Origin of the sequence: Anaerococcus groningensis, from assembly GCF_046365465.1 — a bacterium.
In the GTDB taxonomy this organism is placed as follows: domain Bacteria; phylum Bacillota; class Clostridia; order Tissierellales; family Peptoniphilaceae; genus Anaerococcus; species Anaerococcus groningensis.
On record NZ_JBGMEG010000006.1, the window covers coordinates 21,805 to 34,236 of the forward strand.

At 32.0% G+C, this 12,432-nt stretch carries 13 protein-coding genes; 8 read left to right on the forward strand and 5 right to left on the reverse strand.

Annotated features, from left to right (window positions below):
• Nucleotide 1 precedes the first annotated feature (1 nt).
• Nucleotides 2–1,321 (reverse strand): NCS2 family permease, encoded by a 1,320-nt coding sequence (locus tag AB9Q04_RS04490; protein ID WP_410024180.1) that lies wholly within the window; start codon nucleotides 1,319–1,321, stop codon nucleotides 2–4.
• 121 nt (nucleotides 1,322–1,442) lie between these two features.
• On the opposite strand from AB9Q04_RS04490, the gene AB9Q04_RS04495 reads away from it, so the two are divergent.
• The 4 genes from AB9Q04_RS04495 to AB9Q04_RS04510 all read left to right on the forward strand — a co-directional run bounded on the left by AB9Q04_RS04495 (nucleotide 1,443) and on the right by AB9Q04_RS04510 (nucleotide 5,291).
• A complete protein-coding gene (locus tag AB9Q04_RS04495) occupies nucleotides 1,443–2,687 on the forward strand; it encodes a hemolysin family protein (protein ID WP_410024181.1) in 1,245 nt (414 codons plus the stop codon).
• Nucleotides 2,688–2,696: 9 nt separating this feature from the next.
• Complete coding sequence (locus AB9Q04_RS04500) at nucleotides 2,697–4,346, forward strand: putative manganese-dependent inorganic diphosphatase (protein WP_410024182.1); 1,650 nt, start codon at nucleotides 2,697–2,699, stop codon at nucleotides 4,344–4,346.
• Nucleotides 4,347–4,424: 78 nt separating this feature from the next.
• Nucleotides 4,425–4,943 carry an NUDIX hydrolase gene (locus AB9Q04_RS04505; protein ID WP_394018811.1) on the forward strand — a complete coding sequence of 173 codons (519 nt, stop codon included), beginning with the start codon at nucleotides 4,425–4,427 and terminating at the stop codon, nucleotides 4,941–4,943.
• Between the two features lie 24 nt (nucleotides 4,944–4,967).
• Nucleotides 4,968–5,291 (forward strand): DUF1648 domain-containing protein, encoded by a 324-nt coding sequence (locus AB9Q04_RS04510; RefSeq protein WP_410024183.1) that lies wholly within the window; start codon nucleotides 4,968–4,970, stop codon nucleotides 5,289–5,291.
• 31 nt (nucleotides 5,292–5,322) lie between these two features.
• On the opposite strand, the gene AB9Q04_RS04515 is transcribed toward AB9Q04_RS04510, so the two are convergent.
• Nucleotides 5,323–5,538: a DUF1858 domain-containing protein gene (locus tag AB9Q04_RS04515; RefSeq protein WP_394011180.1), complete on the reverse strand. Its 216-nt coding sequence runs from the start codon at nucleotides 5,536–5,538 to the stop codon at nucleotides 5,323–5,325.
• 127 nt (nucleotides 5,539–5,665) lie between these two features.
• On the opposite strand from AB9Q04_RS04515, the gene AB9Q04_RS04520 reads away from it, so the two are divergent.
• From AB9Q04_RS04520 to AB9Q04_RS04530, 3 genes are all read left to right on the forward strand, one after another.
• Nucleotides 5,666–6,013: a hypothetical protein gene (locus AB9Q04_RS04520; protein WP_410024184.1), complete on the forward strand. Its 348-nt coding sequence runs from the start codon at nucleotides 5,666–5,668 to the stop codon at nucleotides 6,011–6,013.
• Nucleotides 6,014–6,078: 65 nt separating this feature from the next.
• Entirely contained in the window at nucleotides 6,079–7,920 is a 1,842-nt protein-coding gene (gene htpG, locus AB9Q04_RS04525; protein WP_410024185.1) for a molecular chaperone HtpG, read from the forward strand.
• A 173-nt stretch (nucleotides 7,921–8,093) separates the two neighbouring features.
• Nucleotides 8,094–8,333: a Veg family protein gene (locus AB9Q04_RS04530; RefSeq protein ID WP_410024186.1), complete on the forward strand. Its 240-nt coding sequence runs from the start codon at nucleotides 8,094–8,096 to the stop codon at nucleotides 8,331–8,333.
• A gap of 33 nt (nucleotides 8,334–8,366) precedes the next feature.
• On the opposite strand, the gene AB9Q04_RS04535 is transcribed toward AB9Q04_RS04530, so the two are convergent.
• The 3 genes from AB9Q04_RS04535 to AB9Q04_RS04545 are packed head-to-tail and all read right to left on the reverse strand — an operon-like array spanning nucleotide 8,367 to nucleotide 10,704.
• The gene (locus AB9Q04_RS04535) at nucleotides 8,367–8,585 is read right to left on the reverse strand and encodes a hypothetical protein (protein ID WP_410024187.1); all 219 of its coding nucleotides are present in this window, start codon (nucleotides 8,583–8,585) and stop codon (nucleotides 8,367–8,369) included.
• A gap of 9 nt (nucleotides 8,586–8,594) precedes the next feature.
• Nucleotides 8,595–9,935 (reverse strand): MATE family efflux transporter, encoded by a 1,341-nt coding sequence (locus AB9Q04_RS04540; protein WP_410024188.1) that lies wholly within the window; start codon nucleotides 9,933–9,935, stop codon nucleotides 8,595–8,597.
• Entirely contained in the window at nucleotides 9,925–10,704 is a 780-nt protein-coding gene (locus AB9Q04_RS04545; RefSeq protein ID WP_410024189.1) for a carbohydrate kinase family protein, read from the reverse strand. Before AB9Q04_RS04545 ends, AB9Q04_RS04540 begins: the two co-directional genes overlap by 11 nt.
• Before the next feature lie 81 nt (nucleotides 10,705–10,785).
• On the opposite strand from AB9Q04_RS04545, the gene AB9Q04_RS04550 reads away from it, so the two are divergent.
• Nucleotides 10,786–12,378: a phospholipase D-like domain-containing protein gene (locus tag AB9Q04_RS04550; RefSeq protein ID WP_410024190.1), complete on the forward strand. Its 1,593-nt coding sequence runs from the start codon at nucleotides 10,786–10,788 to the stop codon at nucleotides 12,376–12,378.
• Nucleotides 12,379–12,432 lie beyond the last annotated feature (54 nt).

Here is a 12,432-nt window from a genome sequence, read left to right on the forward strand (position 1 = left end):
ATTATATAAATACTGGAACTATATATCTTAGTAAAAATACTAGTGCAAGTCCATAAACTAGTGGACTTACTTCTTTGCCCCTACCTGTTAGAAGTTTTATACCAGCATAAGAAATCATACCAAATGAAATACCTTCAGCTATTGAATATGTTGCAGGCATCATTAAGATAGTCATAAATGCTGGGAAAGCTTCTGTAATGTCTGAAAAATTAATTTCTACCACTGTTGAAAGCATAAATAATCCTACTACTACAAGAGCAGCAGCGGTTGCTTGGGCTGGAATAATAGAAAATAGTGGGAAGAAAAATGCAGCAATCGCAAAACAAATTGCAGTTGAAAGTGCAGTTAATCCTGTCCTACCACCTTCTGCAACACCAGCAGAACTTTCTACAAATGTTGTTATAGTTGATGTCCCAAGCATAGCTCCTAGAGTAGTACCAACAGCATCTGCTAAAAGTGCTTTTGATCCATCAGGTAAGTTTCCATTTTCATCAAGCATATTAGCCTTTGTAGCAACTCCTGTTAGAGTACCTAGGGTATCAAAGATATCTACAAATAAAAATGAGAACAATACTGAAAACATTTCAAAAGAAAAAATATTTGAAAAATCTAGCTTAAAAGCAACCGGAGCAATTGATGGTGGGCGAGATACTATAGCATTTCCCTCAGGTAGTGATGATACTCCTAAGAAAAGAGAAACAACTGTAGATGCAAGTATACCCCAAAGCAAAGCACCTTTTACATTTTTAGCTGTAAGAACAACCATAATAACAAGAGCGAAAAAGAATACAAAACCTTCTTTTGAAGCAATATTGCCAAGCTCTAGTGAAATATCACCCACACCAACAATGCCAGCATTAAGTAAACCGATAAGGGCAATAAATAAACCTATAGCTACTGAAACAGCCTTTTTAAGATTAATAGGGATTGCATTAAATAAGGCTTCGCGGACCCCAGTAAAAGATAAAAGAATAAAAATAAGTCCTTCTATAAATACGGCCGTTAGGGCAAATTGCCAGCTCATACCCATTTGAATAACAATAGTGTAAGCTAAAAATGCATTAAGCCCCATACCAGCAGATAAACCAAAAGGCATATTTGCATAAAAGGCCATAATTAGCATAGCAATTACTGAAGCTATAATTGTTGCAGAAAAAACAGCACCAGCATCCATACCAGCATCAGAGAGTATAGTAGGGTTTACAGCAAGTATATAGCTCATTGTCATAAAGGTAGTAATACCAGCTGTAATTTCTGTTTTTTGGTCAGTACCATGTTCGCGTAACTTAAAAGCACGCTCGTTAAACGACTCAAACGCCATTAAATCCTCCTTAAATTAAAAATGATACAGAAGCTATTATACGCAAATTATTTATTTTTGCTAAAATCTTTATTTTTTTATTTTTCTCTACTATAATAAATGTATATCTCTAGGAGGATTTATGTCGACGAAAAATCTTATACAACTTATTGTAATTATAATAGGCATTATATTATCAGCGTTTTTTTCATCATCGGAAACAGCGCTTACAAGTGTAAATGTTTTTAAAATAAGGCAAATGGAAAAAAACGGAGTTGAAAAAGCTCCCTTGGTCAAAAAATTAGTAGATAATATAGGATCAGTCTTAACTACAATTTTAATTGGAAATAATATTGTAAATATAGTAACAACAACTGTGGCAACTATATTTTTTACAGAAGTGATGGGACCAAAGGGTGCGGTGATATCACCTATTATCCTAACTATAGTAGTCCTTATTTTTGGTGAAGTTACTCCAAAAAATATTGCAACTGCTAATAGCGAAAAATTAGCCCTAGCTGTAGCAAGACCAATTAGGTTTTTAGATATTATCTTAAAACCTATAAACTTTGTTTTAGGAAAGATAACAGGAGCTATAACCAAGGCCTTTGTTGGAGAAGAAGAAAGTTCAAACCTTGTTACAGAAGAAGATTTAAAAACTATAGTAGACGTCTCTGAAGAGCAGGGGGTTATTAATAACGAAGAAAGTGAAATGATTAATAACGTATTTGAATTTGGTAACTCTTATGTAGCAGATATTATGACAGCTAGAACAAATATGGAGGCTATATCTGTCGAATCAACCCCAGAAGAACTAAACGATATGCTAAAAGAAACTAACCACTCAAGAATACCAGTTTATGGCAAAAATATTGATAATATTGTAGGCATCCTACATATGAAAGACATAGTTTCAAATATTGCTGATGGAAAAGATTTAGTTTTAGAAGAATTAATAAGGCCTGCTTATTATGTATATGATAATATGCATATATTTGATTTATTTACCAATATGAGAGGGGAAAATGTATCTCTTGCTATAGTAATAGATGAATATGGTGGCACAAGTGGCTTAGTTACTATAGAAGATATAGTAGAGGAATTAGTCGGAGAAATAGATGATGAGTATGATAAAGATAATCAAGATATCTTTAAACTATCAGAAAATTCTTTTTTAGTTAACCCATCCATGCACCTAAATGACTTTAATGATTACTTTAACTTAGAACTAGAAGAAATTAAAAATGATTCGGTAGGTGGCTATGTAATAGATCACTTATCACGTATCCCAAGTGAGGGAGATAGTGTAAGTATAGACAATTTAATAATTACCGTTGACCAAGTAGATAGATATAAAATAGAAATGTTAAAAGTAGAATTTATATAAGGAGAAAAAATGAAAGATACTGTATATATAAGTGGGCACAAAAACCCAGATACCGACTCAATTATTTCTGCCATATGCTATGCAGATTTAAAAAATAGGCAAGGTGATGTAGAGGCTATTCCAATTAGACTAGGTAACCTAAGTCCAGAAACCAAATTTGTCCTAGATTACTTTAACGCAGATGCTCCTGTTTTAAAAGAATCAATGATTTTACAAGTTAAAGATTTAAATATAGATAGGGCTTATGCAATAGATCCAAGCATACCTGTAAGGGTGGCTTGGGATATTTTCCAAGAAGGTCTTACAAATTCTCTAGCAGTTGTAGATAATGACGGCAAGATAACAGGAATTGCTTCCTTATCAAATATTACAAAGTCATATATGGATGTTTGGGATGATAAAATTATAGGCAGGGCCAATACTCCTATAGAAAATATAGTAGATGTCCTAGCTGCAAAAACTTTAATCTCACCTAAAAATCCAAGAGCCTTTGATGGAAAAATGACTGTCATGGCCATGAATGATGAAAACCAAGACTTTGATAACTATTTTAGTGAAGGCGATATAGTAATAGTTGGTAATCGTATAGAGTATTTAGAATATCTAATTACCCGCAAGGTAGCCTTAGTAGTGTTAACCAATGGATCAACTGTAAGTGAAGACCTATTAGAATATGCAGAAGAAAATGGTGTAACAATTATATCAACAGAATATAATACCTTTATGACATCACGTCTATTGCCTATGACTATTCCAGTTAGCCATGTAATGACAGAAGATGATTTAGTATATTTTTCTACCAATGATACCCTAGATGTAGTAAAAGAAACCATGGCCAAATCAAGATTTAGGTCATATCCAGTAGTTGATGAAAACAAAAAAGTTATAGGATCTATTTCAAGATACCACCTAATTTCATCAAATATGAAAAAATTAATTTTAGTGGACCACAACGAAAAAAACCAATCCATTGATGACATCGATCAAGCAGAAATTATAGAAATCATTGACCACCACAGGGTAGCAAATATTTCTACAACTGCTCCACTATTTTATAGGGCAGAGCCAGTAGGATCAACAGCTACAATCATTTCTGAAATGTATTTAGAAAGTGGACTAAGACCATCAAAACAAATTGCAGGATTGCTTTGTGCAGCAATTATTTCAGATACACTTTTATTTAGATCACCAACAACTACAGATATTGATAGAAGAATTTTAGACCGTATGAGCAAAATTGCAGACCTAGATCCAGAGGATTTTGCTAACAAGATGTTTAAGGCAGGTACTAGCCTAAAAGAAAAATCTCCAGCTGATATAGTAGAAGGAGATGTAAAAACATTTACCATCGGTGGAGAAGATGTAAGAGTTGGCCAAGTAATGACCATGAACCCAGAAGAACTAGAACCACTTCGTGATGAAATAACAAAATTAATGCAAGCAAAAATTGAACAAAAAGGTGAGACAACCTTCGTTTTAGTGCTTACAGATATATTTAATGAAACAAGCGAGCTATTAGTAGTGGGAGATCATGTGGAAGATATCGAAGAAGAATTTGGCCACAAGGTAGAAAATGGGACTATTTCTGCTCCAGGAGTTTTAAGTCGTAAGAAACAAGTCATCCCAAGACTAACCAATGCCTTTATAAAAGCTGAATAAAATTTTCCTAGCTTAGGCTAGGATTTTTTTATTTATATAATATATGGGGTAAAAACTTATTAATAGGAGTGTGAGTATATGGATGAAATAATGGATTTATATGATGAAAATAGGCAAAAAACTACAAAAACATATATAAGAGGATCAGTTCAACCCAAGGGTTTTTATAGGATGGTTGTTCATGTATGTATCTTTAATAGTAAGGGAGAACTTTTGATACAACAACGTACTTTTAATAAAAAAATGCCCGGCTTATGGGATGTCACATGTGGGGGAGCAGTTTCTACAACAGAATCATCGTCAGTAGGTGCGCAAAGAGAATTGTTTGAAGAACTTGGAATAAAAATAGATTTTACACATATAAGACCAAGCCTAACTGCAAACTTTGCCCAAGGATTTGATGATTTTTATATCTTACACAGGGATATAGATCTAGATGATTTAATCTTGCAAAAAGAAGAAGTAGCAGATGCAAGGTGGGAAAATTTAGAAGGAGTCCTTGACTTAAGAAGGGCCAATAAATTTGTTGGCTATAAGGAATCATTTATCAGATTTTTATTTGATTTAAGCCGTGATAATAGGTACGTGGAGATATAATTAGAAGAAAAAGCAGGTGATTTTATGAAAAAAACTGATTTTAACAAGGCTTACCTATTACTTAGGATAGCATTTAGTTTATTAATAATCATTGGAATGATAAATCTTAAAAATTTACCTGACCTTATACCAATCCATTGGGATGGCAGTGGATCCGTCAATAATAGTATAGAAAAAGGGCACTTTCTACTTAGTATTTGGTTAATTTATTCAGCTACAATTTTAATAGATAATATAGTCTCCAAGAGAGACGATTATAGGAATAATAAAACTAGCAATATTATTATAATAGTTGTTTTAACTATGTTTCTTTTAATTTTTGATTACTTATTACTAAGAAATATATAAATAAAAAACTCGAAGCTTTTAGCTTCGAGTTTTATTTATTTAATTCCTCAAGTAGGTATTCTGGATCCATACCATGTACCATACATGCTTCATCTAATGTTTCATATAGTGAAGATGGACATGATATACAGCCCATACCTGCCATAAGGAGAGTGTTTATTGATTCTGGTTTTGCTTGGATGATTTCACCGATTAGCATATCACGTGTAATCTCAACTTTACCAGTAGTTTGTTTAGTATCTTCCATTATAGTACCCCCTTTTATATATATTTATCGTACTTCAAAAACCATTATTAGCAAGTGATTTACTAGGGATTAAACTTTTATCAACAATAAGTATAATAATAGAAAATTAAAGAAAGGTCAATATCTTATGGAAAATAAAAAACTTTTAACAGATGAAATTTTAACTTTAAGAGAAGAACTTAAAGAAAAAAATGAGATGATAAATAACTTAGGGACAAACGTCTCCTTTGTGCAAATATTTCTAATACCCCTCATAGTAGCAGCTATCACTACATTTATAGTTAGCAAATTGTCTCTAAGCACTAACCAAAGTGTAGGTTTTTTTATAGTTGTATTTATCATTAGTATAAGTGTTGCAACTATTAAGAATAAAAAGGAAATAGAAAAGAGAAAAGAAGAACTAATTAAGGAAAGACTGGCCCTACAAAAGGCGTTAGTTCAAAAAGGAAAAGAGCTAAGTGAGCTAGAAAAATAATTGAAAAATAGGTCCTACTAAGTATAATATTAGCAGTTAGACTACTAGAGTGCTAAGGAGGATACATGAAACAAGAATTTAAAGCTGAAGCCAAAAAAGTAATGGATTTGATGATTAATTCTATCTATACAAATAAGGAAATATTTTTAAGAGAATTAATTTCAAATGCATCAGATGCCTTGGATAAGCTATACTATAAAGATTTAAAATCAGAAACTGAAACAAACAAAGATGATTATTATATAGAAATTATAGCAGATAAAGAAAATCGCACTTTAACTATAAAAGATACTGGAATTGGTATGGATGAAACTGATTTAATAGAAAATCTAGGAACTATCGCCAAATCTGGTACAGCATCTTTTAAAAACTCTGTAGAAAATTCTGATATCAAAGATTTAATCGGACAGTTTGGTGTAGGATTTTATTCTGCCTTTATGGTTGCTGATAAGGTAGCTGTAAAAACTAAAAAATATGGGCAAGATGCTGGATATCTTTGGGAGAGTGAAAATGCAGATGGTTTTGAAATAACCAAAACTGACAAAGAAGATAATGGTACAGAAATTACCCTTTTCCTAAAAGAAAATACAGAAGATGAGAACTACGATGACTACCTAGATCAATTTAGAATTAGAAATCTAGTAAATAAGTATTCAAACTACATCCGTTATCCAATAAAAATGGAAGTAACCAAAACAAGACTTGCAGCAGATAGCACAGAAGAAGATCCAAAATACGAAGATTATAAAGAAATAGAAATTTTAAATTCTGAAACACCTATCTGGAAAAAAGATAAAAATGATTTAACCGATGAAGACTACATCAATTTCTACCAAGACCAACACTTTGGATTTGATGAACCTATATCTTGGTTACATTTTAAAATAGAAGGAGCAGTACAGTTTAAGGCCCTAATCTACATTCCTAAAAAAGCTCCTTTTGATTACTACTCAAAAGATTACCAAAAAGGGCTACAACTATATACTCATGGTGTAAAAATTATGGACCGTAGCGAAGATTTAGTAGAAGATGCTTTTTCTTTTGTAAAAGGTGTGGTAGAAAGTGATGATTTAACCCTAAATATCTCCCGTGAAACCCTCCAACAAGATAGGCAATTAAGAGTAATTTCCAAGCAAATAAACAAAAAAATTAACAGACACTTACTAGACTTACAAAAAAATGAGCCAGAAAAATACGCAGATTTCTTTAAAGAATTTGGCAATAGTATAAAAATGGCTATATACGAATCTTTTGGAGCTAATAAAGAAGAATTACAAGACCTTTTATTGTTCTATTCTAAAAATGAGGATAAATTAGTATCCCTTAGAGAATATAAAGAAAATGCCAAAGCAACTGATGAAAATATTTTATATGCTACAGGAGATTCTCTAGATAAAATTAAAAACTCACCAGCCTTGGCTATGGTTGAAGATGAGCAAGATGTGCTTTTATTAGATGAGCCAATAGATGAATTTTTAATCAAAATGCTAGAAGAATATGATGGACTTAAATTTAAATCCCTTGCAGAAGAAGATGAAGATCAAACAAGTGATGAGGGTAAAAAAGATTTAATCGAAAAACTTTTAGAAAATCTACCAAATGATGTTGTAGATATCAAATTTAGTGAAAAAATGGGAGACATCCCGGCCATGATTAAACAAAGGGGAGATATTTCTATAGAAATGGAAAAGGCCCTTAAAAACAATCCCCAAGGTCCAGCTGTAAAAGCAGAAAAAGTTCTAGAAATAAATAAAAATTCTAAGGCCTATGAGCTATTAGAAAATGCTAAGGATGATACAAATAAAAGTGAAATTGTAAATTTACTTCTAGACCAAGCAAAATTAATAGAAGGCCTAGAAATAGACGACCCAGTAGCTTATACTAAAAATATTTGGAAACTTATATAAAGAAATTTATGAGGTATAAAAGAAATTCTTTGACTAAATACTAACTAAGGCTAAAATACGAACCAGAAAAAATTTGACACACCCTAGGACATTTAGTATAATATTACGCTCCCTTGACTTAAGTGCTTTATGGTCGTATAATCTATATTAGCATTTAATGAGAGGATGATTTAATGGAGCAAAGATCAGTTAATGACATCAGACAGGAAGTTAAAAATAATATCGGCAAGGAAGTAATTTTAAAAGCTGATATGGGACGTAAACGTATCAAAACTAAAACAGGTGTCATTGTAGATGCATTTCCTAGTGTCTTCACTGTAAAAGTTAATAATGATTTTGATGTTGAACGTACAGTATCATATTCATATTCAGATATATTAACATCAACTGTAGAGTTGATCTCTGCAGAGTAAATAAAAAACTGATTGGAATTACCAATCAGTTTTTTAATTATTATTTTCTTTATTTTCTTCCTCAGTACTTTCATCTTCAGTATCTGCCTGTGTATCAGTGTCTTTATCTGCGTTACTTTCATCATCTTTATCAACTTCTATAATAGTTGTAGTAGTTTCTGTAGGATTGATTTCTTCTTCCTTTTTTTCACATCCAGACAAAATTACAACCATTAAAAAAGTTGAAGCTATTATTTTATAAAATCTTTTCATTGTTCCCCTCTAAATTTTTAAGTCTACCCATTTACCTTTTTTAAACCTGTGTCTAAGTCCTATAAACCTACTTGCTTGGTCTGTTAAAATTGCTATCCAAATTCCATCTAGGCCTAGTTTTAGCATATTTACCATAACAAGGGTTGCTATAGACCTTACTATAGTTACAGAGATAATTGCAACAAATAGGGTATATCTTACATCGCCGGCTGATCTTAATGAACCGCCATTGATTACTTGTAAGATTTGAAATATTACTATAAAACCTATATATCTAATTACAATTTTACTTTTTTCTATTATACTCGCATCGTTAAAGAATAAGCTAAAGATAGCCTTGCCAAATATCATAAATATAAGAGAAATTATAATACCCATAACTAAACCAATTTGCTGGCAGGCCTTACCATATTTTATAGCCAAGTCCTTGCGTCCTGCCCCGAGATTATTTCCGGTTAAGGTAATAACTGCTACACTCATTCCATCTCCAAGGGAGAAAGAAAGTGAAAGTAAGTTCATTCCTACATTATGAACAGCAAAATAATCTGTACCTAGTCTTGCTGCAGTAAGGGCAGTTATAAAAAAACCTATTCTCATAGACATAATTTCTATAAAAATATTGACCCCTAGGTTAGATATTTCCTTAGCTATAGTTTTACTTATTTTTACTCCGCCATAGGCCATTTCTTTTAAGTTTAGGTAGGATCTTTTCTTAGTTAGCGAGTAAAAACACATAAGAGTTGATACTACTGTACCAATTACTGTTGCTATGGCAGCTCCCTTAGTACCAAGGGCTGGAAAACCTAAATTACCCCTAATTAAAAGGTAGTTAAAAAATATATTTATAATTGAAGATACTAGGTTAGTTACAAAAGCTATCCTAGTATTGCCAGCACCTCTATGAGCAGCGTTTATTATCATAGAAATGGCATTAAAGATAAGGCCAAGCATGATAACATTAAAATACTCTTTGGCCATGCTATGAGTACTATCATCACTACCTGCAAAAACTAAAATAGGATCTGCAAATCTTACCATAACAATACTTGTAATTATTACAAAAATTAAAGATATAAGTAGGGCAGTAGTGAGAGTTTGGTTGGCTTTTCTACGATTGTCCTCTCCTTGGCGCCTGGCAACAAGGGCAGAAACTGCACTTGATATTGCAAAAAAAGATGTAATAGCCAAAAATTTTGGCTGGGTGGTTAGCCCAATTGCAGCAATAGCCTCTGCTCCTAGAGAAGAAATCATAAACGTATCTATGATTCCAGCAAGAGCTATAAAAAACGACTCAAAAACTGCCGGCCAAGCTATTTCTAAGGCTCTTTTATAAAATTTCTTATCCTGCAAAACTTCCTCCATCATCTAAAAGATATAAATATTTTTCTATGTGGATGTCAGCATCATCTGGATAGTCATTTTTATTTTTTGCTAAGATTTCATATATCTTATCCATAGCAAGGAAAAAGGCCTTTTTAAAGTCATCAGTTTTTAGGTAATAGTTTATAAAAAGCGCATCTAAAAGATCCCCCGTACCTGCAAAATCATGATTTATCCTTTGGTAATATTTTTTATTTAAGTCATAATCTATGGCTAGGTTATAAAAACCATTCTCATCTTTTAGGCTGGTAAATATAAATTTTTTATCATCTTTACTTAAATTTTTATAATCATCAAGTCCTAGAAAACTTGCTTCAGTAACATTTGCTAGAACTAAGTCTGCTATAGATAAAAATTGCTTATAGATATCTATTTTTTCTTTACCAACTCCCTTATATAATTTGCCATTATCCCCCATAATTGGATCTAAAATTACTAGGGGTTTATTAGAAAGAATAGCTATATAAGAAAAAATGATTTCTTTTTGTCTTGTATCATTAATAAAACCTACAAAAATCATATCAAAGCTAAGCTTCAGCTTATCCCAAACCTTTAAACTATTTATCATATGATCTGTTGTATCAAAAATTGCTACATTGCCTAGAGAAAAATTATTAGAAATCAAGGCAGAAGGTAAGAAAAAAACATCATGGCCGCTATAAGATAAAACCGGCTCCATAATATTGCCAGCAATCTTGCCTTTAGACACAAAATCGCCTATCAAAAGTATTCTACTCATTATTTACTCCTTATTAATATGATATTAATATTAGGTCTTTTGTCAATTAACTAAATGTCCAAAATTTGTTATAATAAAGCTATGAGCGAAGATCGTATTAATATAATAGAAAAAGTTAATGAAAATAAATACGTCAAAAAAACTAAAAAGTCTTTGATATCTTTACTTTTCTCTAGGGCTGGAGTATTTCTAATCCTAATTTTGGCACAGATTTCGGCCATGGTTTACCTTTACAAGCATCTAAAAGTAAATCCATCACTTTTAATAGGAGGAGATACTGCTATAAGTATAATAGTTATGCTTGTGATTTTAAATATGGATTCAATAAAGGCTTCTTACAAGTTATCATGGTTTATGCTTATTGCTATCTTGCCATCCTTTGCTACCGTAGTCTTTCTCCTAGCTTATTTTAGTATAGGTTATAAAAAGGAGCAGAAAAAGATTTTAGAAATTGAAAGGATTTCTAGAAAATACCGCGACAGAGATATAGATATGGTAGATAAGCTAAAGGAAGAAGAGCTTGGCTTATATAATATGCAAAATTTTTTCTATGACCTGGGTGGTTTTACCCTCCATGAAAATACAGCTACCAAATATTATCCGGTAGGAGAAGATGTCTTTGCAGATATCTTAGCAGCTATTAAAGGTGCTAAGGAATTTATATTTATAGAAATATTTATAATCGATTACGGATATATGTGGGGGACTGTCTTAGAAGAACTGGTAAAAAAAGTAGAAGAAGGAGTTGAAGTAAGGTTACTAATCGATGGGACCAATTTGCTTACTAGAGTAAACTTAAATTTTCCCAAAGAAATGGAATCTATAGGAATCAAATGCAAGGTCTTCTCACCTTTATATCCAGTAGTTTCTACATATTATAATAATCGTGACCATAGGAAGATATTTGTAATAGACAATGAATACGCCTTTACAGGCGGAATAAACCTAGCCGATGAATATATAAATGTTTATGAAAGATTTGGCCACTGGAAAGATTGTGGAATCCGCCTTAAGGGAGAAGCGACCCAGTCTTTTACAATAATGTTTTTGCAAATGTGGAATACCATTGGTAATGAGATAGAAGATTTCTCCCCATATTTGACAAAAAAAATGGCTATGGATGGTCAAGGACTTGTCATGCCTTTTTCCGATAGCCCAATGGATAATGAAGATTATGGTAAAAATTCGATCCTATCATTTTTAAATAACGCCAAAGATTACGTTTATATAATGACTCCATACTTTATAGTAGAAGAAGATATAGTAGATGCCTTTATCAATGCTTCAAAAAGAGGAGTAGATGTGAGAATTTGCCTGCCTCATATCCCAGATAAAAAAATAGCCTTTGCACTAGCAAAAACCCACTATAAAAAATTAGTAGAGAACGGGGTGAAAATTTATGAATACACACCAGGATTTTCCCATTCTAAAGTATGGCTATCAGATGATGCGTATGGATTTGTAGGAACTATAAATCTAGATTATAGAGCCTTATATTTAAATTTTGAATGTGGGGTATGGATGAAAGAAACCCAGGCTATAGGAGAGATAAAAAATGATTTTGATGTATTTTTTAATATAGCAACCAGAGTAACTATGGAAGATGTAGAAAAAATGCCACTTATAACCAAGGCCATAGGAAAACTAGCAAAACCTTTTGCAACCTTATTTTAAAAGAGTACAATTCGTACTCTTTTTTTATTTGCAAAAAATACTAATAATGCTATA